This window comes from Streptomyces sp. NPDC003393, from assembly GCF_053589015.1.
On sequence record NZ_JBSFRB010000045.1, the window covers coordinates 12,520 to 36,952 of the forward strand.

General features: G+C 72.6%; 20 protein-coding genes and 1 pseudogene. 11 read left to right on the forward strand and 10 right to left on the reverse strand.

The window, feature by feature from the left end; all coding sequences use genetic code 11:
* Nucleotides 1-238 precede the first annotated feature (238 nt).
* Nucleotides 239-2,494: an SF1B family DNA helicase RecD2 gene (gene recD2, locus ACWDUZ_RS31920; RefSeq protein WP_451635284.1), complete on the reverse strand. Its 2,256-nt coding sequence runs from the start codon at nucleotides 2,492-2,494 to the stop codon at nucleotides 239-241.
* A gap of 140 nt (nucleotides 2,495-2,634) precedes the next feature.
* Between recD2 and ACWDUZ_RS31925 the strand changes: the two genes are divergently transcribed.
* The 6 genes from ACWDUZ_RS31925 to rbsD all read left to right on the forward strand — a co-directional run bounded on the left by ACWDUZ_RS31925 (nucleotide 2,635) and on the right by rbsD (nucleotide 9,325).
* Nucleotides 2,635-3,249: a hypothetical protein gene (locus ACWDUZ_RS31925; RefSeq protein WP_451635285.1), complete on the forward strand. Its 615-nt coding sequence runs from the start codon at nucleotides 2,635-2,637 to the stop codon at nucleotides 3,247-3,249.
* 142 nt (nucleotides 3,250-3,391) lie between these two features.
* Entirely contained in the window at nucleotides 3,392-4,408 is a 1,017-nt protein-coding gene (locus ACWDUZ_RS31930) for a LacI family DNA-binding transcriptional regulator (protein WP_451635286.1), read from the forward strand.
* Nucleotides 4,405-5,943: a sugar ABC transporter ATP-binding protein gene (locus ACWDUZ_RS31935; RefSeq protein ID WP_451635287.1), complete on the forward strand. Its 1,539-nt coding sequence runs from the start codon at nucleotides 4,405-4,407 to the stop codon at nucleotides 5,941-5,943. Before ACWDUZ_RS31930 ends, ACWDUZ_RS31935 begins: the two co-directional genes overlap by 4 nt.
* On the forward strand, nucleotides 5,933-7,885 hold the full coding sequence (locus ACWDUZ_RS31940) for an ABC transporter permease/substrate-binding protein (RefSeq protein WP_451635288.1): 1,953 nt from the start codon (nucleotides 5,933-5,935) through the stop codon (nucleotides 7,883-7,885). The genes ACWDUZ_RS31935 and ACWDUZ_RS31940 overlap by 11 nt, the downstream gene beginning before the upstream one ends.
* A 49-nt stretch (nucleotides 7,886-7,934) precedes the next feature.
* Nucleotides 7,935-8,948, forward strand: coding sequence for a ribokinase (locus tag ACWDUZ_RS31945; RefSeq protein ID WP_451635289.1), 1,014 nt, complete (start codon nucleotides 7,935-7,937; stop codon nucleotides 8,946-8,948).
* Nucleotides 8,945-9,325 carry a D-ribose pyranase gene (rbsD, locus tag ACWDUZ_RS31950; RefSeq protein ID WP_358868554.1) on the forward strand — a complete coding sequence of 127 codons (381 nt, stop codon included), beginning with the start codon at nucleotides 8,945-8,947 and terminating at the stop codon, nucleotides 9,323-9,325. Before ACWDUZ_RS31945 ends, rbsD begins: the two co-directional genes overlap by 4 nt.
* Before the next feature lie 290 nt (nucleotides 9,326-9,615).
* On the opposite strand, the gene ACWDUZ_RS31955 is transcribed toward rbsD, so the two are convergent.
* From ACWDUZ_RS31955 to ACWDUZ_RS31970, 4 genes are read right to left on the reverse strand one after another with little or no spacing between them, the layout of a single operon-like run.
* Nucleotides 9,616-9,786 (reverse strand): hypothetical protein, encoded by a 171-nt coding sequence (locus ACWDUZ_RS31955; protein WP_451635290.1) that lies wholly within the window; start codon nucleotides 9,784-9,786, stop codon nucleotides 9,616-9,618.
* On the reverse strand, nucleotides 9,783-10,583 hold the full coding sequence (locus tag ACWDUZ_RS31960; protein ID WP_451635329.1) for a sugar phosphate isomerase/epimerase family protein: 801 nt from the start codon (nucleotides 10,581-10,583) through the stop codon (nucleotides 9,783-9,785). Before ACWDUZ_RS31960 ends, ACWDUZ_RS31955 begins: the two co-directional genes overlap by 4 nt.
* A 35-nt stretch (nucleotides 10,584-10,618) precedes the next feature.
* On the reverse strand, nucleotides 10,619-11,770 hold the full coding sequence (locus ACWDUZ_RS31965; RefSeq protein ID WP_451635291.1) for a dihydrodipicolinate synthase family protein: 1,152 nt from the start codon (nucleotides 11,768-11,770) through the stop codon (nucleotides 10,619-10,621).
* Nucleotides 11,767-12,918 (reverse strand): Gfo/Idh/MocA family protein, encoded by a 1,152-nt coding sequence (locus tag ACWDUZ_RS31970; protein WP_451635292.1) that lies wholly within the window; start codon nucleotides 12,916-12,918, stop codon nucleotides 11,767-11,769. Before ACWDUZ_RS31970 ends, ACWDUZ_RS31965 begins: the two co-directional genes overlap by 4 nt.
* A gap of 202 nt (nucleotides 12,919-13,120) precedes the next feature.
* Here ACWDUZ_RS31970 and ACWDUZ_RS31975 point away from each other — a divergent pair, with 202 nt between their 5' ends.
* Nucleotides 13,121-14,167 (forward strand): LacI family DNA-binding transcriptional regulator, encoded by a 1,047-nt coding sequence (locus tag ACWDUZ_RS31975; RefSeq protein WP_451635293.1) that lies wholly within the window; start codon nucleotides 13,121-13,123, stop codon nucleotides 14,165-14,167.
* A gap of 132 nt (nucleotides 14,168-14,299) precedes the next feature.
* Nucleotides 14,300-15,100: a sugar phosphate isomerase/epimerase family protein gene (locus ACWDUZ_RS31980; RefSeq protein WP_451635294.1), complete on the forward strand. Its 801-nt coding sequence runs from the start codon at nucleotides 14,300-14,302 to the stop codon at nucleotides 15,098-15,100.
* On the opposite strand, the gene ACWDUZ_RS31985 is transcribed toward ACWDUZ_RS31980, so the two are convergent.
* The 3 genes from ACWDUZ_RS31985 to ACWDUZ_RS31995 form a co-directional block, all read right to left on the reverse strand.
* Entirely contained in the window at nucleotides 15,084-15,758 is a 675-nt protein-coding gene (locus ACWDUZ_RS31985; RefSeq protein WP_451635295.1) for a GNAT family N-acetyltransferase, read from the reverse strand. The genes ACWDUZ_RS31980 and ACWDUZ_RS31985 overlap by 17 nt on opposite strands.
* A gap of 204 nt (nucleotides 15,759-15,962) precedes the next feature.
* On the reverse strand, nucleotides 15,963-17,363 hold the full coding sequence (gene lpdA, locus ACWDUZ_RS31990) for a dihydrolipoyl dehydrogenase (RefSeq protein ID WP_451635296.1): 1,401 nt from the start codon (nucleotides 17,361-17,363) through the stop codon (nucleotides 15,963-15,965).
* Nucleotides 17,364-17,392: 29 nt separating this feature from the next.
* Complete coding sequence (locus ACWDUZ_RS31995; protein ID WP_451635297.1) at nucleotides 17,393-18,331, reverse strand: EamA family transporter; 939 nt, start codon at nucleotides 18,329-18,331, stop codon at nucleotides 17,393-17,395.
* Nucleotides 18,332-18,506: 175 nt separating this feature from the next.
* Between ACWDUZ_RS31995 and ACWDUZ_RS32000 the strand changes: the two genes are divergently transcribed.
* The 3 genes and pseudogenes from ACWDUZ_RS32000 (at nucleotide 18,507) to ACWDUZ_RS32010 (ending at nucleotide 22,273) form a co-directional block, all read left to right on the forward strand.
* Nucleotides 18,507-19,418: a LysR family transcriptional regulator gene (locus ACWDUZ_RS32000; RefSeq protein ID WP_451635298.1), complete on the forward strand. Its 912-nt coding sequence runs from the start codon at nucleotides 18,507-18,509 to the stop codon at nucleotides 19,416-19,418.
* 259 nt (nucleotides 19,419-19,677) lie between these two features.
* Nucleotides 19,678-21,525 carry a glycoside hydrolase family 3 protein gene (locus ACWDUZ_RS32005; RefSeq protein ID WP_451635299.1) on the forward strand — a complete coding sequence of 616 codons (1,848 nt, stop codon included), beginning with the start codon at nucleotides 19,678-19,680 and terminating at the stop codon, nucleotides 21,523-21,525.
* A gap of 140 nt (nucleotides 21,526-21,665) precedes the next feature.
* Nucleotides 21,666-22,273: pseudogene (locus ACWDUZ_RS32010) on the forward strand (hypothetical protein).
* 51 nt (nucleotides 22,274-22,324) lie between these two features.
* Here ACWDUZ_RS32010 and ACWDUZ_RS32015 read toward each other — a convergent pair.
* Both ACWDUZ_RS32015 and ACWDUZ_RS32020 read right to left on the reverse strand, forming a co-directional pair.
* Nucleotides 22,325-23,776, reverse strand: a complete 1,452-nt coding sequence (locus ACWDUZ_RS32015) for a S28 family serine protease (RefSeq protein ID WP_451635300.1) — start codon at nucleotides 23,774-23,776, stop codon at nucleotides 22,325-22,327.
* Between the two features lie 98 nt (nucleotides 23,777-23,874).
* Nucleotides 23,875-24,264, reverse strand: a complete 390-nt coding sequence (locus ACWDUZ_RS32020; protein ID WP_451635301.1) for a hypothetical protein — start codon at nucleotides 24,262-24,264, stop codon at nucleotides 23,875-23,877.
* Nucleotides 24,265-24,433 lie beyond the last annotated feature (169 nt).

Genomic DNA, 24,433 nt, shown 5'->3' on the forward strand with positions numbered 1-24,433 from the left:
TGCCCTGACTGTCTCTACCATCCCCCATTTGGCTCAGGAGAGTGCACTCGGGGTCGACCATTGGGCCTATTGGCGGCACTCAGTGCCGTCAACCTGCTCATCCTGCCCCCTCGATCCGGTGACGGGAAGTGGTCTGTGACCTTCGCGACTCGTTTGATCGATCATTTTTGCCGACGCCCGGGGCCACACCCGGACGGCAGGGGCCCTCGGGGGCAGGTCAGGGCCCGGTCCGGGCCGGTCAGGACACCGCGAGCCGGAAGTCCAGGGCCGTACAGCGCCGGCCCGCCGAGACCGTGCGCACCGCCTGGCCGATCGCCTTGCGCGAACCGACGAGGACGACCAGCTTCTTGGCCCGCGTCACCGCCGTGTACAGGAGGTTCCGCTGAAGCATCATCCAGGCGCCGGTGGTGACCGGGATCACCACGGCGGGGTATTCACTTCCCTGTGAACGGTGGATGGTGACCGCGTACGCGTGCGCCAGTTCGTCCAGTTCGTCGAATTCGTACGGAACCTCCTCGTCCTCGTCCGTCAGCACCGTCAGGCGCTGGTCGACCGGGTCGAGCGAGGTGACCACGCCCACGGTGCCGTTGAACACACCGTTCTTCCCTTTCTCGTAATTGTTGCGGATCTGGGTGACCTTGTCGCCGACCCGGAAAACCCGTCCGCCGAACCGTTTTTCGGGCAGCTCGGGCCGGCCGGGGGTGATGGCCTGCTGGAGCAGGCCGTTGAGCGTGCCCGCGCCGGCCGGGCCGCGGTGCATGGGAGCCAGCACCTGCACGTCCCGGCGCGGGTCGAGTCCGAACCGGGACGGGATCCGTCGCGTCGCCACGTCCACCGCGAGCCGGCCGGCCTCCTCGGTCTCGTCCTCGACGAAGAGGAAGAAGTCCTTCATGCCGTCGGTGACCGGGTGCTGCCCGGAGTTGATCCGGTGCGCGTTGGTCACCACGCCCGACTGCTGGGCCTGGCGGAAGACCCGGGTGAGCCGGACGGCGGGGACGGGACTCCCGTCCGCGAGCAGGTCCCTCAGCACCTCGCCCGCGCCGACGCTGGGCAACTGGTCGACGTCCCCGACGAACAGCAGGTGGGCGCCCGGCGGCACCGCCTTGACCAGCTTGTTCGCGAGCAGCAGGTCCAGCATGGAGGCCTCGTCGACCACCACCAGGTCGGCGTCCAGCGGACGGTCCCGGTCGTAGGCCGCGTCGCCGCCGGGCTTGAGCTCCAGCAGGCGGTGCACGGTGGACGCCTCGGCGCCGGTCAGCTCGGCGAGCCGCTTGGCGGCGCGGCCGGTCGGGGCGGCGAGGACCACCTTCGCCTTCTTGGCGCGGGCCAGCTCCACGATCGAGCGCACCGTGAACGACTTGCCGCAGCCGGGCCCACCGGTCAGCACGGCCACCTTCCGCGTCAGCGCCAGTTTGACGGCGGCCTCCTGCTCCGGGGCGAGGTCGGTGCCGGTGCGGCCGCGCAGCCAGCCGAGCGCCTTGTCCCACGCCACATCCCGGAAGGCGGGCATCCGGTCCTGGTCCGTGCGCAGCAGCCGCAACAGCTGGGCGGAGAGGGCCACTTCCGCGCGGTGGAAGGGGACCAGATACACGGCGGTGACCGGGTCACCGCCCTGCGGGTCCGGCACCTTCTCCCGTACGACACCGGGGTCCTCCCCCGGCTCCGCCGGCTCGGCGGCCAGCTCGGCGAGGCATTCGATGACCAGTCCGGTGTCCACCTGGAGCAGCTTGACCGCGTCCGCGATCAGCTTCTCCTCGGGGAGATAGCAGTGCCCCTGGTCGGTGGCCTGCGACAGCGCGTACTGCAGGCCCGCCTTCACCCGCTCCGGGCTGTCGTGCGGAATGCCGACGGTCCGGGCGATCTTGTCGGCGGTGAGGAAGCCGATGCCCCACACGTCGGCGGCCAGCCGGTACGGCTGGTTCTTCACCACGGAGATCGAGGCGTCGCCGTACTTCTTGTAGATGCGCACGGCGATGGAGGTGGAGACCTCCACGGTCTGGAGGAAGAGCATGACCTCCTTGATCGCCTTCTGTTCCTCCCAGGCGTCGGCGATCTTCTTCGTCCGCTTCGGGCCCAGTCCGGGGACCTCGATCAGCCGCTTGGGCTCCTCCTCGATGATCCGCAGCGTGTCCAGCCCGAAGTGCTGCGTGATGCGGTCGGCGAAGACCGGACCGATGCCCTTGACCAGCCCGGAGCCGAGATAGCGGCGGATGCCCTGCACGGTGGCCGGGAGCACGGTCGTGTAGTTCTCCACGTGGAACTGCTTGCCGTACTGCGGGTGCGACCCCCAGCGCCCCTCCATCCGCAGGGCCTCGCCGACCTGCGCGCCCAGCAGCGCGCCCACGACGGTCAGCAGGTCACCGGCGCCCCGGCCGGTGTCGACCCGGGCGACCGTGTAGCCGTTCTCCTCGTTGGCGTACGTGATGCGCTCCAGCACGCCTTCGAGCGTGGCGAGTCGCCGTTCACCGGGGGCCGCGGATGGCTGGTTGGGCATGATCCGACGGTACCCGTGGGGTGTGACAGAAGGCGCCCCCTCCCGCCCGGCCCAAGGGCTCGCCGAAATCGGCAGGCGCCCCGGGGACGGGACGTGAAAAGGTGCCGTCCGGCCCGGCAACGGCATGGCGGAGGGGGAACATGGGACTGTCCTACAGCTATGACATCCACCTGCGTCCCGGGAACGTGGCTCGCGCGCTGACCGAGGTGGCACGACTGGCGCCACCGGGGCGCGAGGTGCCACCGCTGACGGTCACCCTGCCGGGCGGTGACCGGGTCGTCCTCCCGTTCACGTCCCGCTTCGGGAGCGAGCCGGTCGACTGTTCCGCGGAAGACACGCTCGAACTCGACACGTCCCTCATGTTCCCGGCGGACGACGCGGTGCGCGCGTACGCGCGGGAGTGCGGTCATGAGGTCGAGGACGGACGGGTCCGGATCGGATACGTCTATCTGACGATCCGCTTCCGGTCCTTTCTCCACCCGGATTACGCGTCCATGGAGTTCTGGGCGGCGACGTCGCGGATGAGCAGGCTGTTCGCGCGGTCGGCCCGCGTCAGAGAGGTGTTCACCAGCCTCGCGGCGGCCGCGGGCGGCGCGTGCTGTCTCTTCGACATCGGCGACGGCAGCCCGGAGCAGGTGTGCTGGCACGACGGTGAGACGGCCGGGGACCTGCTCGGCAGTCCCCTCCCGGCCTTCCTGTCCCAGGATCCCGGCCACTTCACCGCTCCGCCGCACCACGGCGACGTCCGGGACTGACCTCCGCCGGCGACACCCCGGACTGACCCACTCCGCCCGTCGGTCACGATTGGGTCTCGGCAGCCTTCCGACCCCTTGCGTCCGCTCGTGTAATCGTTTCCAATCCTCGGTGTAATCGATTCCATGAGGAGGTGGATCGGGCATGGCGAGCATCAAGGACGTCGCCGCCGAGGCGGGGCTGTCCGTCGCCACGGTGTCGCGGGTGCTCAACGGGCACCCCTCGGTCAGCGAGGACGCGCGCCGGCGCGTGACGGCCGCCGTCCAGGCGCTGGGGTACCGGCCGAACGCCGTCGCCCGGTCCCTGCGCACCGATCAGACCCGCACACTCGGACTGGTCATCAGCGACGTGATGAACCCGTACTTCACCGAACTGGCGCGCTCCGTCGAGGAGGAGGCCCGCGCGCTCGGCTACAGCGTCATCATCGGCAACGCCGACGAGCGGCCCGACCTCCAGGACCACCACGTCCGCACCCTGCTCGACCGCAGGATCGACGGCCTGCTGGTCTCCCCCACCGACGGCGGCTCCCCGCTGATGCTGGACGCCGCGCGCGAGGGGATTCCGATGGTGTTCGTCGACCGTTGGATCAAGGGCGTGGACGTGCCGGTCGTCCGGGCGGACGGGCAGTCGGCCGTACGGGAGCTGGTCGGCCATCTGCACCGGCTCGGGCACCGGCGGCTGGCCATCATCGCGGGACCCGCGGCCACCACCACCGGCCGCGAGCGCGTGGACGCCTTCCGCGCGGCGCTGGCCGACTACGGCATCCCCCTCCCCGACTCCTACACCGGCCAGGGCGACTTCCAGGCCGAGAGCGGACGGCGGGTCACCGAGGGCTTCCTCGACCTGCCCGATCCGCCCGAGGTCGTCTTCGCCGCCGACAACCTGATGGCGCTCGGCGCGCTGGACGCGATCCGCACGCGCGGGCTGCGGGTGCCCGACGACATCGCGCTCGGCGCGTTCGACGACATCCCGTGGTTCGTGCACACCGATCCGCCGATCACGGCCGTCGCCCAGCCCACCGGCGCACTGGGGCGCGCCGCCGTACGGGCCCTGGTCGACCGCATCGAGGGCCGCACCCCCCGGTCCGTCACCCTCCCCGCCCGTCTCGTCGTACGCCGCTCGTGCGGCGAGCCCCCCGCAACGAACAGGAGCAAGCCGTGAGCAACCCGGACGAGTTGCTGCGCATCGAGGGCATCCGCAAGACCTTCCCGGGCGTGGTGGCGCTGGACGGCGTCGACTTCGACCTGCGCCGCGGCGAGGTGCATGTGCTGCTCGGTGAGAACGGCGCCGGCAAGAGCACCCTGATCAAGATGCTCTCCGGCGCCTACACCCCCGACGCCGGGCGGATCCTGGTCGGCGGCGAGGAGGTGCGCATCCAGGGCGCCCAGGACTCCGAACGCCTCGGGATCGCCACCATCTACCAGGAGTTCAACCTGGTCCCCGATCTGACGGTCGCCGAGAACATCTTCCTGGGCCGCCAGCCGCGCCGCTTCGGGATGATCGACCGCAAGCGCATGGAGGCCGACGCCGCCGTCCTCCTGGAGCGGGTCGGCGTGAACGTGTCGCCACGCGCGCGCGTGCGGGACCTCGGCATCGCCCGCCTCCAGATGGTGGAGATCGCCAAGGCGCTCAGCCTGGACGCCCGCGTGCTGATCATGGACGAGCCGACCGCCGTGCTCACCTCCGAGGAGGTCGACAAGCTCTTCTCGATCGTGCGCGCCCTGCGCGCGGACGGCGTCGGGATCGTGTTCATCACGCACCACCTGGAGGAGATCGCGGCCCTCGGCGACCGGGTCACCGTCATCCGCGACGGCCGGAGCGTCGGCCAGGTGCCCGCGGCCACACCCGAGAACGAACTCGTACGGCTCATGGTGGGCCGCTCCATCGAGCAGCAGTACCCGCGCGAACGGCCCGAGACCGGTCCCGCGCTGCTCACCGTGGAGGGCCTCACCCGGGACGGCGTCTTCCACGACGTCAGCTTCCAGGTGCGCGCCGGGGAGGTCGTCGGCATCGCGGGCCTGGTGGGCGCCGGCCGTACGGAGGTGGTCCGCGCGGTGTTCGGCGCCGACCCCTACGACAAGGGCGCGGTGAAGGTCGCGGGCGCCAAGCTCAGGCGTCACGACGTCAACGCGGCCATGGCGGCCGGCATCGGTCTCGTGCCCGAGGACCGCAAGGGCCAGGGCCTGGTGCTGGACGCCTCCGTCGAGGAGAACCTCGGGCTCGTCACCCTCCGCTCGGCCACCCGCGCGGGACTCGTCGACCTCAAGGGGCAGCACCGGGCCGCCGAGCGCATCGCCGGGCAGCTGGGCGTCCGGATGGCGGGCCTGGGCCAGCACGTGCGCACCCTGTCCGGTGGCAACCAGCAGAAGGTCGTCATCGGCAAGTGGCTGCTGGCGGACACCAAGGTGCTCATCCTCGACGAGCCGACGCGCGGCATCGACGTCGGCGCGAAGGTCGAGATCTACCAGCTGATCAACGAACTGACGGCGGCCGGCGCCGCGGTGCTCATGATCTCCAGCGACCTGCCCGAGGTGCTCGGCATGAGCGACCGGGTGCTGGTGATGGCCCAGGGCCGGATCGCCGGCGAACTGCCCGCCGACCAGGCCACCCAGGACGCCGTGATGGCCCTCGCCGTCAGCACTCCCACGACCCCCACCACGTCCACGACCGGAACGGAGGCCTCCCGTGGCCACTGACACGCTCAAGAGCACGACGGGCGCGGGGGGCGCCTCGGGCGGCCTGCGCCGCCTGCTGCTCGACAACGGCGCGCTCACCGCGCTCATCGTCCTCGTCATCGCCCTGTCGGCGCTGTCCGGTGACTTCCTGACGACGGACAACCTGCTCAACATCGGCGTCCAGGCGGCCGTGACGGCCATCCTCGCCTTCGGCGTGACCTTCGTCATCGTCTCCGCGGGCATCGACCTGTCGGTCGGTTCGGTGGCGGCCCTGTCGGCCACCGTGCTGGCCTGGAGCGCCACCTCGGCCGGGATCCCGGTCGCCCTCGCCGTCGTCCTGGCCGTCGCCACCGGCATCGCCTGCGGCCTGGTCAACGGCATCCTGATCTCCTACGGCAAGCTGCCGCCGTTCATCGCGACGCTGGCCATGCTGTCGGTGGGCCGCGGTCTGTCCCTGGTCATCTCCCAGGGCTCCCCGATCGCCCTGCCCGACTCCGTCTCGCACCTGGGCGACACGCTCGGCGGCTGGCTGCCGGTGCCCGTGCTGGTCATGCTCGTCATGGGCCTGATCACGGCGTTGGTGCTGGGCCGGACCTACATCGGCCGCTCGATGTACGCGATCGGCGGCAACGAGGAGGCGGCCCGCCTGTCGGGTCTGAAGGTCAAGAAGCAGAAGCTCGCGATCTACGCCCTGTCCGGTCTGTTCGCCGCCGCCGCGGGCATCGTGCTCGCCGCCCGGCTGTCCTCCGCGCAGCCGCAGGCCGCCAACGGCTACGAGCTGGACGCGATCGCCGCCGTCGTCATCGGTGGCGCCTCACTCGCGGGCGGCACCGGCAAGGCCTCGGGGACGCTGATCGGCGCGCTGATCCTCGCGGTGCTGCGCAACGGCCTCAACCTGCTGTCGGTGTCCGCCTTCTGGCAGCAGGTCGTGATCGGTGTCGTCATCGCACTGGCCGTCCTGCTGGACACCGTGCGCCGCAAGGCCGGGGCGACCCCGGCGGCCGCGGGCACGGGCGGCGGCGGAAACAAGGGCAAGCAGGCGGCGACGTACGGACTGGCGGCCGCGGTCACCGTGGCCCTGGTGGCCGCGACCTCCCTGCTGCACACCGGCTCCGGCTCCGCCACCCCGAAGATGGGCCTGTCGCTGTCCACGCTGAACAACCCCTTCTTCGTGCAGATCAAGTCCGGCGCCCAGGCCGAGGCGAAGAAGCTCGGCGTCGACCTGACCGTCACCGACGCCCAGAACGACGCCTCCCAGCAGGCCAACCAGCTCCAGAACTTCACCAGTTCGAACTTCGGCGCGATCATCGTCAACCCGGTGGACTCCGACGCCGCGAGCAACTCGGTGAAGGCCGCCGACAAGGCGAGCATCCCGGTGATCGCCGTCGACCGCGGCGTCAACAACGCGAAGACGGACGCCCTGGTCGCCTCCGACAACGTGGCCGGCGGCGAGCTGGCGGCCAAGAGCATCGGCGAGAAGCTGGGCGGCAGGGGCAAGATCGTGATCCTCCAGGGCCAGCCCGGCACCTCCGCCGCCCGCGAGCGCGCCGCGGGCTTCGCCAAGGGCTTGAAGGCCTACCCGGGCATCCAGGTCGTCGCCCAGCAGCCCGCCGACTTCGACCGCACCAAGGGGCTGGACGTGATGTCCAACCTGCTCCAGGCCCACCCCGACGTGCAGGGCGTGATCGCAGCCAACGACGAGATGGCGCTCGGCGCGGTCAAGGCGCTGGGCTCGAAGGCCGGCAAGTCCGTGCAGGTCGTCGGCTTCGACGGCACCCCGGACGGCCTGACCGCCGTGAAGAACGGCACGCTGTACGCCTCGGTGGCGCAGCAGCCGAGCCAGCTGGGCCGGATCGCCGTGGACAACGCGCTCAAGGCGGTCCAGGGCAAGACGGTCGAGTCGACGGTGAAGGTGCCGGTCAAGGTGGTAACGAAGGAGAACGTGGCCGGCTTCAACGGCTGACCCGGCGGCCCGCCCCCGGCGAGGGGGCGGGCCCGGTGTGAGGAGACACATGTACGACTACGACCTCCTGGTCGTGGGGTCGGCCAACGCCGACCTGGTGATCGGCGTCGAGCGGCGGCCCGCGGCCGGGGAGACGGTGCTCGGCTCGGACCTGGCCGTCCACCCCGGCGGCAAGGGCGCCAACCAGGCGGTGGCCGCCGCCCGTCTCGGGGCCCGTACGGCCCTGCTGGCCCGGGTCGGCGACGACGCGCACGGCCGGCTGCTGCTCGACTCGCAGCGGGCGGCCGGCGTCGACCCGGTGGGCGTGCTGGTCGGCGGTGCGCCGACCGGGGTCGCGCTGATCACGGTGGACCCGTCCGGCGACAACAGCATCGTGGTCTCACCGGGCGCCAACGGCCGGCTCACCCCGGAGGACGTCCGGGCGGCGGCCGGTCTGCTGCGGGCCTCCCGGGTGGTCTCGGCGCAGCTGGAGATCCCGCTGGAGACGGTGGTGGAGGCGGTACGGAACCTGGCGTCCGGCAGCCGTTTCGTGCTGAACCCCTCGCCGCCGCGCCCGCTGCCCGAGGAACTGCTCCGGGCCTGCGATCCGCTGATCGTCAACGAGCACGAGGCGAAGGTGATCCTCGGCGGCGAGGAGGCGGGCGACACCCCGGAGGACTGGGCGCGGGCCCTGCTCGCCCGCGGCCCGCGTTCGGTGGTCGTCACCCTGGGCGCCGAGGGTGCGCTGGTGGCCTCCGCCGAGGGCACGGCCCGGGTGCCGTCCGTGAAGGTGGAGGCCGTGGACACCACGGGCGCGGGCGACGCGTTCACCGCGGCCCTGGCCTGGCGGCTGGGCGCCGGGGCGTCCCTGGCGGAGGCGGCGGCCTACGCGGCCCGGGTCGGGGCGGCGGCCGTGACCAAGCCGGGCGCCCAGGAGTCGTATCCGACGGCGGAGGAGGTCGACGCGCTGTGCGGTGCCGACCCGGGGGCCACGGCATCCGACGGCCGCTTCGCGGCGGGCCGCACCCCCGGCCAGGAGCCGGGCGGCGCACCCGACGTTTCCGGGCGAGGAGGATCGCGGTGAAGAAGGCGGGCATCCTCAACCGTCACCTCTCGGGCGCGCTGGCCGAACTCGGTCACACCGACGAGGTGCTGGTGTGCGACGCGGGCATGCCGATACCGGACGGACCACGCGTGGTGGACCTGGCGTTCCGCGCCGGGGTGCCGTCGTTCGCCGAGGTCCTGGACGGCCTGCTGGCGGAACTGGTGGTGGAGGGGGCCACGGCGGCCGAGGAGGTGCGCGGCGCCAACCGCGCCCTGCTGGAGGGCCGTTTCCCCGACCTGGCCCTGGTCCCGCACGAGCGCCTGAAGGAACTGTCGCGCGGGGCGCGCCTGGTGGTGCGCACCGGCGAGGCCCGGCCGTACGCGAACGTGCTGCTGCGGTGCGGGGTCTTCTTCTGAGCCGTTCGAGCCGCCCGGTCGCCGGGTGACCGGACAATACGAGGGGGCCTGGTCCGTGGACCGGGCCCCCTCGGCTTTCCCCTCCTGCTTCCCCCCTGCATCGGAACCCTCCTGTGATCCCCCCAGATCCCCCTCGAGATGCTCCGATGACAGATACGACACGCGGCGTGCCGGGAGGGTTGCACGGCGCGTCGGGATTTTTTCGCGGGGACTTCAGGGGCTGCCGGGCCCCGCTGCCCTCACGGCCTCCGCCGCCGTCCGCCGCGGCGCGGCGACCGTCCGGCTCGGCTTCAGCCGGGCAGGTACGCCACGGCACGGCCCGCCCGCTCCGGGGCGCCGAGGAGGCGCGGCTCGCCCTCGCCCGCGCGGCGCCGCGGCAGCCGCTCCGGCCGGAGGACGTCCGCGGACCGGTTTCCGCGCCCGTGCCGGCCGAGGCGCGGCACGGGCCTCCGCGACGTCATTCGATCACGTGTGCCACGAATCGCCGTGCCGTCTCCGCCAGCACCTCGCGTCCGTCCCTGGCCCACAATCCGTCGTTGAACAGCTCCACCTCGATGGGCCCGCTGTAGCCGGCCGCCTCCACGTAGCCCTTCCACTGCCGCATGTCGATCGCGCCGTCGCCGATCTGGCCGCGGCCGTTGAGGACGCCGGCCGGGAGGGGGGTCGTCCAGTCGGCGAGTTGGAAGGTGTGGATGCGGCCGCCGGCGCCCGCGCGGGCGATCTGCTCGGGGGCCCGGTCGTCCCACCAGATGTGATAGGTGTCCACGGTCACGCCGACCTGGTCGGCGGGGAAGCGTTCGGCGAGGTCGAGGGCCTGGGCGAGGGTGGAGACCACGCAGCGGTCGGCCGCGTACATGGGGTGCAGCGGCTCGATGGCGAGGCGCACGCCGCGCTCGGCCGCGTAGGGGCCGAGGACGGCGAGGGCGTCCGCGATGCGCTCCCTGGCTCCGTGCAGGTCCCTGCTGCCGGCGGGGAGTCCGCCGGAGACCAGCACCAGGGTGTCCGTGCCGAGCGCGGCGGCCTCGTCGATCGCCGCGCGGTTGTCGTCCAGCGCCCCGGCCCGCTCGGCCGGGTCGATCGCGGTGAGGAAGCCGCCCCGGCACAGGGTGGTGACGGTCAGGCCCGCGTCCCGCACGAGCTTGGCGGCGGCATCCACGCCGTACGCCCGCACCGGCTCGCGCCACAGGCCCACGCCCGCGACGCCCAGCTCGTGGCAGGCCTCGGCCAGTTCGGGCAGCGACAGCTGCTTCACCGTCATCTGGTTGATGGAGAAACGGGACAGCTTCCGGTCGTTCACGCGTTCACCCCGTACAGCGACAGCAGGTTCCTCATCCGGTCCTCGGCGAGCACCGGGTCCGGGAACAGGCCGAGCCCGTCGGCGAGTTCGTAGGCGCGGACCAGGTGCGGCAGGGAGCGGGCCGACTGCAGGCCGCCGACCATCGTGAAGTGCGACTGGTGTCCGGCGAGCCAGGCCAGGAGGACCACGCCCGTCTTGTAGAAGCGGGTGGGGGCCTGGAAGAGGTGGCGGGAGAGTTCGACGGTCGGGTCGAGCAGGGCCCGGAAGCCGGCCGTGTCGCCGGTGTCCAGGATTCTTACCGCCTCGGCCGCGAGCGGGCCCAGCGGGTCGAAGATGCCCAGCAGCGCGTGGCTGAAGCCCCGCTCGTCGCCGGCGATCAGCTCGGGGTAGTTGAAGTCGTCGCCGGTGTAGCAGCGCACGCCCCGCGGCAGGCGGCGGCGCAACTCGACCTCGCGCCGGGCGTCCAGCAGGGAGATCTTCACGCCGTCGACCTTGTCGGGGTGGGCGGCGACGACCTCCAGGAAGGTGTCGGTGGCCGCGTCCAGATCGGCCGAGCCCCAGTAACCCTCCAGGGCCGGGTCGAACATGGGCCCGAGCCAGTGCAGGATCACCGGCTCGGTGGCCTGGCGCAGCAGGTGACCGTAGACCTCGAGGTAGTCGTCGGGGCCCTGGGCGATGGCGGCGAGGGCGCGCGAGGCCATCAGGATGGCCTGGGCGCCCGCCTCCTCGACGACGGCGAGCTGCTCCTCGTAGGCGGCCCGGACCTCCTTGAGCGTGCCAGCGGTGATCTGGTCGGTGCCGACGCCGCAGGCGATGCGTCCGCCCACGGCGCGGGCCTCCGCCGCCGACCGGCGGATCAGTTCGGCCGCGCCGGCCCAGTCCAGGCCCATGCCGCGCTGCGCGGTGTCCATGGCCTCGGCCACACCGAGTCCGTGGCTCCACAGGTGGCGGCGGAAGGCGAGGGTGGCGTCCCAGTCGACGACGGCGGGGGCGTCGGGGCCGGCGTCGGCGAGCGGGTCGGCGACGACGTGCGCCGCGGAGAAGACCGTGCGTGAGCTGAGCGGGGTACCCGGCGAGATCTCCAGCGGCCGGGTGCGGGGCTCGTAGGGCCTGAGGCCGCCGTGGGCGTCCGGGAGGTGGATGGTCACAGTGCGATCTCCGGTACGTCGATGCGGCGGCCCTCGGCCGCGGACCTCAGGCCCAGCTCGGCGAGCTGCACGCCGCGGGCGCCGGCGAGCAGGTCCCAGTGGTAGGGGGCGTCGGCGAAGACGTGCCTGAGGAACAGCTCCCACTGGGCCTTGAAGCCGTTGTCGAACTCGATGTTGTCGGGCACCTCCTGCCACTGGTCGCGGAAGGCCTCGGTGGCGGGAACGTCCGGGTTCCACACCGGCTTGGGGGTGGCCGAGCGGTGCTGGGCGCGGCATCGGCGCAGGCCCGCGACGGCGGATCCCTCGGTGCCGTCCACCTGGAACTCCACCAGCTCGTCGCGGTTGACCCGGACCGCCCAGGAGGAGTTGATCTGAGCGACGGTGCCGTCCTCCAGCTCGAAGATGCCGTAGGCGGCGTCGTCGGCGGTGGCCTCGTACGGCTTGCCGTTCTCGTCCCAGCGCTGCGGGATGTGGGTGGCGGTGAGCGCCTGGACGGAGGTCACCCGGCCGAACAGCTCGTGCAGGACGTACTCCCAGTGCGGGAACATGTCCACGACGATGCCGCCGCCGTCCTCGGCGCGGTAGTTCCAGGAGGGGCGCTGGGCCTCCTGCCAGTCGCCCTCGAAGACCCAGTAGCCGAACTCGCCGCGCACGGACAGGATCCGGCCGAAGAAGCCGCCGTCGATCAGGCGCTTGAGCTTCAGCAGGCCCGGCAGGAAAATCTTGTCCTGGACGACGCCGTGCTTGACGCCCTTGTCGTGGGCGAGCCGGGCGAGTTCGAGGGCACCCTCCAGACTCGTGGCGGTCGGCTTCTCGGTGTAGACGTGCTTGCCGGCGGCGATCGCCTTGCGGATCGCCGCCTCCCGGGCCGAGGTGACCTGGGCGTCGAAGTAGATGTCGACGGAGGGGTCGGCGAGGACGGCGTCCAGGTCCGTCGAGAAGTGCTCCAGGCCGTGCCGGCGCGCGAGCGCCTCGAGCGCGTGCTCACGCCGGCCGACCAGGACGGGTTCCGGCCACAGCACGGTGCCGTCGCCGAGGTCGAGTCCGCCCTGCTCGCGCAGGGCGAGGATCGAGCGGACCAGGTGCTGGCGGTGGCCCATGCGCCCGGTCACGCCGTTCATGGCGATCCGCACCGTCTTGCGTGTCACGTCAGTCCCTCCGTACGCCGTCGCGTGCCGCGTGGGCCCCAGCGGTCTCTCTGGCAAGCTCGGGCAGCAAGCGCTTTCTATGCACGAAGAAGCTAACCTCTCCGCAGCGGTGGGGACAAGAGCCTGCGCGAACGCTCTTGTTCGAGGGGGCGAACAGGCGGTTGTATACGCCCGACGAGATGCGCGACCGGAGGACGACGAGATGACGGTGACCCTGGCGGACGTGGCGGCCCGCGCCCAGGTCTCGCCCGCGACGGTGTCGCGCGTGCTGAACGGCAACTACCCGGTGGCCGCCTCCACCCGGGAGCGCGTCCTGAAGGCCGTCGACGAGCTGGACTACGTGCTCAACGGGCCCGCCAGCGCCCTGGCCGCGGCCACCTCCGACCTGGTCGGAATCCTGGTGAACGACATCGCCGACCCGTTCTTCGGGATCATCGCGAGCGCGATCCAGTCCGAGATCGGCGGTCCCGGGGGCCGGGCGGGCGGGGAGAGGCTGGCCGTGGTCTGCAACACGGGCGGCTCACCGGAGCGCGAGCTGACCTATCTGACCCTGCTGCAACGGCAGCGGGCCGCGGCCGTCGTCCTGACCGGCGGGACCGTGGAGGAGGGACCGCAGGCGGAGGCCATCGCGACGAAGCTGCGCAAGCTGGCCGACGCCGGCACCCGGGTGGTGCTGTGCGGCCGGCCCCCCGTGCCGGACACCCGGGCCGTCGCCCTCACCTTCGACAACCGCGGCGGGGCACGCCGGCTGACCGAGCACCTGATCGGCCTGGGCCACCGCCGCCTGGGCTACATCGCGGGACCGGAGGAGCGGACGACCACCCGCCACCGCCTGGAGGGACACCGCGAGGCGCTGGCGGCCGCCGGTGCCGAGGACGACCCGCGCCGGACGGTGCACGGCCGCTACGACCGCCGCTCCGGCTACGAGGCCACACTGGAGCTCCTGCGCCGCGACCCCGCGCTCACGGCGGTCGTCGCCGCCAACGACTCCGTGGCGCTGGGCGCGTGCGCGGCCCTGCGCGAGTCCGGGTTGCGCATCCCGGAGGACGTCTCCGTGGCGGGCTTCGACGACCTTCCCTTCAGCGTCGACGCGGTGCCCTCCCTCACCACGGTCCGCCTCCCCCTCACGGACGCGGGCGCCCGTGCCGGCCGCATCGCCATGGGCCGCGAGGACCCCCCGCCCGGCGGAATCGCCGCCGTCCGGGGCGAGCTGATGGTGCGGCAGTCGTCGGGGGTGCCGCGCGGCTGACCCGGGACGGGCGACGTGGCGGAGCGCCGTGCCGGGAGGCCCGGGGGCGCGCGGGGCCGGCCGGGGGCACGACACCTCCGTTCGCCTCTCGCCGCGGGCGTGCGGGTGGGGGCGCGGGTAGGGTCGCGGGGTATGAAGCTGGCGTTCTCCACGCTCGGGGTTCCCGGGCTGCCCATGCCGGACGTGGTGCGGCTGGCCGCGTCGTGCGGGTATCACGGTGTCGAACTGCGCGCCCATCCGGAGGAACCCGTGCACCCCGGGATCGGGTCCGCGGAGCGGGCCGAGGTGGCCGAGGCCTTTTCGGCGGGCGGTGTGGAGATCCTGGGGGTCGCGGGGTACGCGCGGGTCGCCGCGCCCGGTGACGACGACGCCGTACTGCGGGAGATCCGCGAACTGCTGCGGCTGGCGGGGGATCTGGGCGCGCCCTTCGTCCGGGTCTTTCCGGGCGCCGACCCGGCGCTGCCGCGCGAGGAGGGGGACTCCCTCGCCGCACGGCGGATGGCCGCCGCCGCCGAGTACGCCGCCGAACTGGGGGTCCGCCTCCTGCTGGAGACGCACGACTCGCACCGCACCGGCGCCGACGCCCTCCGCGTCCTCGGCCCGGTCGGTCACCGCGCCGCCGGTGCCCTGTGGGACGTGATGCACACCTGGCTGGGCGGCGAGCAGCCCTCGGACACCTTCGCCGCCCTCCGCCCGTATCTCGGATACGTGCAGGTCAAGGACATCGCGTCGGCCGAGGACACGACGCCGCTGCCTCTGGGGGCGGGGGTGCTGCCCCTCGCCGAGTGCGTGGACGTGCTCTGCCGCGGCGGCTGGGACGGCTGGCTGTGCTGGGAGTACGAGAAGCGGTGGTACGAGGCGGCGGCCCCGCTGCCCGAGCTGCTCGGCGCCGGCCGGGAGCATCTGGCCCGGCTGCTCAACGAGTCGGCCTAGCCTCACGGGCCGGCGTGGTCCCGTCCCGCCCGGCCCTCCGGGCCGCCTCGCGCACCCTCGCCTCCAGGCGCGCCTTGGCCCGCGGCCAGTCCGCAGCCGTGACCGAGAAGATCGCGGAGTCCCGCAGCCGGTCGTCCTCCCCCGGCGCCCAGGAGCGGGACCAGTTGCGCAGCACGCCTTCGAAGCGGGCGCCGACGCTCTCGATCGCGGCCCGGGAACGGCTGTTGCGGGCGTCGGTCTTGAGGTCGACGCGGGAGACCCGCCACTCCTCGAAGGCGTGCCGGAACAGCAGGTACTTCGCCTCGGCGTTCACACCGGTGCCCTGCGCCGAGCGGGCGAGCCAGGTGAAGCCCACCTCCACGGCGTCCAGCCGGTCATCGGTCCGCCAGCAGCGCGGCTCCCAGTACGCCGTGGTGCCGACCGCCCGTCCCGTGGCCAGGGAGATCTGCGCGTAGGGGGCGAGCCGGCCGGTGGCGGCGCGGGCGAGTTGGGCGTCGATGTAGTCCGCGACCTCGTGGGTACGGGGCACCCAGGTGTACCCGTACGTGTCCCGGTCCTCCTCCGCCGCCTCCGCCAGTTCGGCCGCGTGCCGGTGCTCCAGCGGCTCCAGCCGCACGAGGCCGCCCTGCAGCACCGGCCCGTTCAGGATGTACGTCACGGCGGGAGTCTGACGCACCCGTCCGGCGGCGTCGAACGGATTTCAGGGTGCCGCCTCCCCCCGGGGCCGGCTCCCTCCGCCTGTGGTCGTCGCCGGGCCGACGGACGGCACGGACGGCCCCGAACGGCCGTACGGGGTGCGTATGCGGTCCGGTCGGGGCGGGCGGTCGTGACATGCCGCCCGCCCCGGCCGGGACGCCGGTGCTCACATGTTGATCATGTGACCCGCCAGGCCGTGGATCGCCTCCTTGACCGCCTCGCCGAGTGTCGGGTGGGCGTGGACGTTGCGGGCGACCTCGTGGACGGTCAGGTCCCACTGCTGGGCCAGGGTGAGTTCCGGCAGCAGTTCGGTGACCTCGGGGCCGATGAGGTGGGCGCCGAGAAGTTCGCCGTGCTTCTGGTCGCTGATGACCTTCACGAAGCCGACGGCGTGGCCCAGTCCGTGGGCCTTGCCGTTGGCGCTGAAGGGGAACTTGACGACCTTGACGTCGAAGCCGCGTTCGCGCGCCTGGGCCTCGGTCCAGCCGAAGCTGGCGACCTGCGGCTGGCAGTAGGTGGCCCGCGGGATCATGACGTAGTCCAGCTCCATGGTCTCCGCGTCCGCGATGGTCTCGGCGGCCACGATGCCCATGGCCTCGGCGGCGTGCGCCAGCATCAGCTTGGCGGTGACGTCACCGATCGCGAAGATGTGCGGCACGCTGGTGCGGCACCGGCCGTCGACGTCGACCGCGCCGCGCTCGGTCAGGCGGACACCGGTGTTCTCCAGGCCGTACCCCTGGACGTTCGGCGCGAAGCCGATGGCCTGGAGGACCTTGTCCGTCTCCAGGACCCGGCGGTCACCGCCCTTGTCGACCGTCACCCGGACGCGCTCGCCGGAGTCGTCGATGGCCTGGACGGCGGTGCCCGTGAGGACCTCGATGCCGAGCTTGCGGTAGTGCCGGGCGAGCTCCTTGGAGACCTCCTCGTCCTCCAGCGGGACCATGCGGTCGAGGAACTCCACGATGGTCACGTCCACGCCGTAGCTGCGCAGCACGTACGCGAACTCGACGCCGATCGCGCCGGCACCGGCGATGACGATGCTGTTCGGCAGCGTCTCGCTGAGGATCTGGCTCTCGTAGGTGACCACCCGGTCCGACAGCGAGGTGCCGGGCAGCAGCCGCGGGCTCGCCCCGGCCGCGATGATGCAGTGGTCGAAGGTCACCGTCTCGGTGCCGCCGTCGGCGCGGGCCACGACCAGGGTGTGGTCGTCGGTGAAGGTGCCGCGCCCGTCGAACTGGGTGATGGCGTTCTTCTTCATCAGGTAGTGAACGCCCTTCACCCTGCCGTCCGCGACCTTGCGGCTGCGCTGGTAGGCGGGCCCGAAGTCGGCCGAGACGTCGTCGCCGACGGCGATGCCGTAGGCCTTGGCCTCGTTCTGGACGAACTGGACCATCTCGGCGTTGCGCAGCAGGGCCTTGGAGGGGATGCAGCCGACGTTGAGGCACACCCCTCCCCAGTAACGCTCCTCCACGACCGCGGTGGTGAGGCCGAGCTGAGCGCTGCGTACGGCGGCGGTGTAACCGCCGGGACCTGCTCCCAGGACAAGAACGTCGAAGTGTTGGCTCACAAGGCCACCTTCGTCCGAACCGGACGGACCTACAACCGGGATGCCTCGCCACCTACTGTGACCTTGCCCTCACCGATCACCGCGGATGGGGCCGGGGCGGCCGCGGACCGGCGGCGGCCCGGCGCGAGCGAGGTCAGCGCCACGCCGCCGACCAGCAGTGCCGCCGCGCACCAGCCCAGGCCGGTGACCGGCTCGCCGAGGAACAGACCCGCGGAGGTCATGCCGAACACCGGCACGAGAAGGGAGAAGGGGGCGACCGTGGAGGCGGGGTGGCGGCGCAGCAGCAGGCCCCACGCGCCGAAGCCGAACACCGTGGTGACCCAGGCGACGTAGAGGACGGTGGCCCCGCCCTGCCAGTCCAGGGCGCGCAGCGCGGCCAGGTCGCGGGCGGGGCCCTCGGTCAGCAGGGAGAGGCCGAGCAGCGGCAGGACCGGGACCGTGCTGACCCAGACCATGAAGTTCAGGGCGTCGGGCGGGGCCGCCTTGCGGGTCAGCACGTTCGAGACGCCCCAGCAGGCCGCCGCCGCGATCACGAGGGCGAAGGCGCCGAGGGGGCCCGAGGTGCCCTCGTCCACGGCGGCCACGGCGATCCCGGCGAGTGCCACACCCATGCCGGCCAGCCGCAGCCGGGTGGGCCGTTCGCCCAGCGCCGCGAACGCGAACAGGGCGGTGAAGACCGCCTGTATCTGGAGGACCAGCGAGGACAGTCCGGCCGGCATCCCGGCGTCCATCCCCACGAACAGCAGCCCGAACTTGGCGACCCCGAGGACCAGTCCCACCGCCACGATCCACTTCCAGGCCACCTTCGGGCGGCCCACGAAGAGGACGGCGGGCAGCGCGGCGGCCAGGAAGCGCAGCGCGGAGAACAGAAGAGGTGGGAAGTGGCCGAGGCCGACCTCGATGACGGTGAAGTTCACACCCCAGACGGCGGTGACGAGGACGGCGAGAAGCACATGAGGCGGTCGCATGCGTCGAGGATCACTCGCGCCGACCGTGAAGCACCAGCGATGATTGCTGCACTGTTGGATGAAGCATCGCTAACCGGATCGCCGACCGGATCCGCTCGCCCGCCCCCTCACCGGATCCGCCGGACGGCATGCGCTCACCGTCCCGCTCACCTGTTCACCTGGCCCAGGAGGAACCGTGCTCGATCTCCAGCGTCTGCGCGCCCTGCACGCCGTGTCCGTGCACGGGACCGTCGGCGCGGCCGCCACCGCGCTCGGCTACACCTCCTCCGCCGTCTCGCAGCAGATCGCCAAGCTGGAGCGGGAGACCAGGACGGTGCTGCTGGAGCGCGAGGGGCGCGGGGTGCGGCTCACCGACGAGGCGCACCGACTGGTCGCGGCGGCAGGGGAGTTGCTGGCGATCGTGGAGCGGGCGGAGACCGAGCTGGAGGAGCGGCGCGGGGTGCCGGCCGGGCGGCTGACGATCGCGGCGTTCGCCTCGGCGGCGCGCGGGCTGCTGCCGCCCGTGCTGGCCGACCTCGCCCGGCGGCACCCCGCGCTGGACGCCCGGCTCAGCGAGGTCGACCCGCATCTGTCGGTGGACCTGGTCGCCAAGGGCGCCGTCGACCTCGCCGTCGCGCACGACTGGGACATCGCGCCGCTGCCCGCGCCGGCCGGGGTGGAGCAGGCGGTGATCGGGGACGACCTGTGCGACCTGCTGGTACCGGTGGGGCATCCGTTCGCGGGCCGTACGGCCGTGCGACGCTCCGAACTGGGCTGGGAGCGGTGGATCTGCCAGCCGCCGGGCCGGGTCTGCCATGACTGGCTGCTGCGCACCCTGCGCGCGGCCGGTCACGAGCCGGACGTCGTCCACCAGGCCGAGGAGAACCCGACGCTCGTCGCCCTGGTCGCCGCCGGGCTCGGCGTCGCGCTCATCCCGCGCCTGGGCCGCGGTCCGCTGCCCGAGGGCGTCGTCGAGGTCCCCCTGGATCCCATGCCGGTGCGCCGCCTGTACGCCCTGTGGCGCGCCGGTGCCGCCCGCCGCCCGGCCATCGCGGAGACGGTCCGCACCCTGCGCCACCACTGGCCGGCGGTCGCGTCGCAGCACTAGAGCCCGTTGGGCGCATCGATGCGGTGCCGGCGCCGGCCGCCGGGGCGAGCGCCGGCCCCCCTCTCCCGCGCACCGCACCCGTCGTCCCGTCGTCATCGGCGCTCCCCCTCCCACGGTGCCGGTGACGGCCCCTCACCTCGCATGCCGGTGCTGCGCGTTCTCTTGACTGGCAGAAACTTCCCGGATATTGGTGACTCCTCGGAAGTTTCCTTCAGCGACTCAGCCGACTCTCCAGCGGACCCCTCCGGAAGGAGCGCACGTGCACGACGCCAGCACGGACGACCCGGGAAGACCCAAGAACCCCGCACGCCCCTCCCGACGTACCGTCCTCGCCGCCACCGCCGGTCTCACCGCGGCCCTCGCGGTCCAGGGCACCGGCACCGCCCACGCCGCATCCCACGACGACAGGAAGCTGCACGCCCTCCTCTCCCGGATGACGCTGGAGGAGAAGGTCGGCCAGCTCTTCGTGATGCGGGTCTACGGCGCCTCGGCCACCGCCCCCGACCAGGCCGACATCGACGCCAACCTCGACGAGATCGGCGTCCGCACCGCCGCGGAGCTGATCGCCAAGTACCGCGTCGGCGGCATCATCTACTTCGCCTGGGCGCACAACACCCACGACCCCCAGCAGATCGCCGATCTGTCCAACGGGATCCAGCGGGCCTCCCTCGAGCAGCCGCGCGGCCTGCCGATGCTCGTCGCCACCGACCAGGAGCACGGCATCGTCTGCCGTGTCGGAAAGCCCGCCACGCTCTTCCCGGGCGCCATGGCGATCGGCGCCGGCGGCTCCCCCGCCGACGCCCGTACGCTCGGCCGGATCTCCGGCGCCGAGCTGCGCGCCATGGGCATCAACCAGGACTACTCCCCCGACTCCGACGTCAACGTCAACCCGGCCAACCCGGTCATCGGCGTGCGCTCCTTCGGGGCCGACCCGGAGGCCGTGGGACGGCTGGTGGCGGCCGAGGTGAAGGGCTATCAGGGCTCCCGGGTCGCGGCGACCGCGAAGCACTTCCCCGGGCACGGCGACACCGCCACCGACAGCCACTACGGCTTCCCGGTCATCACCCACAGCCGCGAGCTGTGGGAACAGCTGGACGCCGTGCCGTTCCGGGCCGCGATCCGGGCCGGCATCGACTCGATCATGACAGCCCACATCCAGTTCCCCGCGCTCGACGACTCCGGCGACCCGGCCACCCTCTCCGAGCCGATCCTCACCGGCATCCTGCGCGGTGAGCTGGGCTACGACGGCGTCGTGATCACCGACTCCCTCGGCATGGAGGGCGTCCGCACCAAGTACGGCGACGACCGGGTGCCGGTACTGGCGCTGAAGGCGGGCGTGGACCAACTGCTCAACCCGCCCTCCCTGGACGTCGCCTGGAACGCGGTCCTGGCGGCCGTCCGCAGCGGGGAGCTGACCGAGGCCCGGCTCGACGAATCGATCCTGCGCATTCTGCGGCTGAAGGCGAGGCTGGGCCTGTTCGACGAGGCGTACACCACCCAGGCCCGCGTCGGCCGCACCGTCGGCACCCGGGCCCACCTGGCCGCGGCCGACCGCATCGCCGAGCGGACGACCACGCTGCTGGTCAACGAGAACGGTCTGCTGCCGCTGTCGCGCCGCAGCCACAACAAGATCCTCGTCGTCGGCGCCGATCCGGCGTCCCCCTCGGGTACCACGGGACCGCCCACCGGCGTGCTCGCGGCCGCGCTGACCGAGCTGGGCTTCACGGCCACCGCGCTGTCCACCGGCACCGCCCCGTCGGCGGCGACCGTCGACAAGGCCGTGGCGGCGGCCGCGGACGTGGACGCCGTGGTGGTCGGAACGTACAACGTCACGGCGGGCAGCGCGCAGCGGACGCTGGTGGAGCGGCTGGTGGCGACGGGCAGGCCGGTGATCGCGGTCGCCGTCCGCAACCCGTACGACGTCGCCCAGCTCCCCTCCGTGCCCGCCTTCCTCGCGGCCTACTCCTGGACCGACGTGGAAGTGCGCGCCGCCGCCCGGGTGATCGCCGGCTGCGTCGATCCTCGCGGCAAGCTGCCGGTGCCCGTGCAGCGGGCGGACGATCCGACGCAGGTCCTGTATCCCATCGGACACGGCCTGTCCTACTAGCCGGGCTCGCGCGGCGGACGTACGACACGTACGCAGCGCACCCGGCGCGCACCACCCCCGAACGGACCGAACCGCCCGGCAGGTCTGGCGTGGCCCCGCTGCGGCGGGCCACGCTGGACGGGGCGACCGGGGGGACGACGATGCGCAGGAGTGGGGCCGCGGGGGTCGGGTACGCGCTGCTCGCGGTGCTGTTGACGGCGTGTCAGCACTCGCCCTCCGGCTCCGCCGGCCTGCCCACGACGGCCGCGTCGCGGCCCGCCGGCCACGGCGCGGTGTTCCTCGGGACCGGAGAGTGCAGCTCCTTCGGCACCACGGACTTCACCGAGGTGCCCTGCACGAGCGAACGCGCGGCGGCCCGGGTGACCGCCCGGCACGACGGGAGCCCCGACGCCGGCCCGCCGTGTCCGGCGAACACCGACTTCGTGCTGCACATCAGTGCCCGGCGGCCCGCCTCCGACGAGGACGGCGACGATGTGATCCCGCAGGGCTACGCCTGCATGCGCAACCTGGAGCCCCCGCACCCGGGCGACCCGGGCGGCGGGGCGGCCCGCGCACCGTCGTCGGGGACTGCGTCCACGGCGCGGGCCGAGGCCAGGTGCGGGAGACCGCGTGCGACGGCTCGGGCCGCCGGAAACCCGAGTACGAGGTGGTCCGCGCGGTGCGCACCCGCGACCGGTGCCCGCCGGCGACCGCCCTGTACGTCGAGCTCGGCGGGACGGACCCGGTCGGCTGCGCCCGGAGAATGTGACCCCGGGCGCAGCCCCGGCCCGTTCGGGGGCGTGGCGGGCGACAGGGCCTACTACGGCCGGAGCGCCGGCTCCCGCTCCACGTCCCGCGCGTCCAGCTTCGCGTCGTGGCGGGCCAGCGGCCTGGCCGCCGCCGGGTCGGCCAGGACCGCCGGGGAGGCGACCCCCGCCCACTGGAGGATCCTGGCCGTGGCGAGCGCCTTCTGGTCCGGCACGAGGCCCGCGACGTTCGCGCCGTGGTTCATGCCCGGCGCCGTGAAGACGTACGCGTCCCGTGCGCCGTGCCCGAGGCGGAACCGCTCCGCGCCCCACGGGTCGTTCTGCCCGTAGACGAAGAGCATGTGGTGCGCGTGGTGGCGGACCCAGGTGTCCACGTCCCGCATCGCCCACGGCTGGAACCGCATCGGGATGGACCGCGGCACGAAGTTGCGCGGCGGCTGGTAGCCGTAGCGGATCAGCTTCTTCTCGATGTACGGGAAGTGGATGGTGGGCGCGCCCAGTTGGGTGCCCGCCTGGTAGTAGTACGGGGTGTAGGTCTCCAGGCCCTGGTCGGTGTAGGCCGAGAAGCCGGAGATGGTGTCCACGGAGTCCCAGATCGCCTGGTCGGTGGCGTGCTTCGCGTCCGCGGGGATGGTGTCGCAGTCCGTCAGCAGGCTGTACTGCCAGAAGCCCCACACGTAGTCGAGGACGACGGCCTCGTAGGCCCGGTCCAGGCTGCCGACGGTGGTGAAGGTGTAGCCGTTGTCGGCGGCGTACCGCGCGTACTTCTGCTCCAGCGGCTCGCGGCGCACCAGCGCCTCGCGCTGCACGGCGTTCAGCCGGTCGCGGCACTCCTTGGTGCCGACGGAGGCGAAGAAGCGGTCGTAGGCGGAGTCCTCCTGGTTCACCACGTCGTTGGGGGCGACGTAGGCGACCACGCCATCCATGTCGCGGGGGTAGAAGCGCTCGTAGTAGGTCGCCGTCATGCCGCCCTTGGAGCCGCCGGTGGCGATCCAGTTGTGGGTGTAGACCTGCTTCAGCGCCCGGAAGAGGCGGTGCTGGTCACTGGCGGCCTGCCAGATGTCCAGCTTGGACCAGTCGGCCGGACTCGGCCGGGACGGGGTGAAGAACCGGTACTCCAGGGAGACCTGGTTGCCGTCCACGATCTGCGTCGGCTCGCGGCGGCTCGGGGTGGTGGAGACGTTGTAGCCGCCGGTGTAGAAGACGGTCGGACGGTCGACTCCCTTGTGCAGCACGGTGATCCGCTGCTGGAAGGTGGCCCCCGCCGGGTCGCGGTGGTCGATCGGCTGGGTGTAGTTCAGGACGAAGAAGCGGTAACCCGGGTAGGGCTTCTCCTCTATCAGGCTCATGCCCGGGATGGCCAGGAGCCGGTCCTTGATGTCGGTGTCGGTGCTGCTCGTGGTGGTGTCGGTGGCCTCCGGCTGGGCCGCGGTGGCCGCCCCCGCCGTGCTCAACGTGCCGATGAAGACCGTGAGCGCGAGCAGCCATCTGAGCGCCTTGCGCATGCACACTCCCCTGTGAGACAGATGTGCGCCGGAAGTTATCGGAGCAACTCGGGTGCACACCAGGGGAGTCGGGGAAATCCTGGCGCGGTGTCAGTGCATCAGCACAGGATCCAGCCGCTCGTGTACGACCCGGCCCCCACCGATCCGGACACCCGTACGCACCGGTGGCCCGCGTGCACGGTGACCGGGCCGGCGTGGTACGAGAAGCGGCCCCTGTCGGTGACGGGCCGGTTGCCGCGGGCCTGCACGGTGACGGACATCGACTGCTTGTGGCCGGGGTGGTCCGGGGTGGTGACGGCACAGACGTAGCCGCCCCGCCGGTAGACGTGCAGGGAGCCGGTGGAGAACGGCAGTGTCCTGACCTCCCGGCCGGAGCAGGTGGAGGCCGCCGCCTGCGCGGTGCCGGGCACGGCGAGCGCCAGCGTCGCCGATCCGGTCAGGACGGCCAGGCCGAGAGCCAGCCGCCGGCGCACTCCTCCACTGTTCACTGTCGCCCCTCCCCGAACATCACTCCCACACACGTACGGGTGTACGGACGCACGGCACACGTCGAAAGGTTGCGCGCCGCGCGGGCCCGGGTCGGCGAACGCGCCGGCCCGGGTCGCGGGGGTGTGCAGGCCCGGGTCGCAGGGGTGTGCAGGTCCGGGCCTCGCGGAG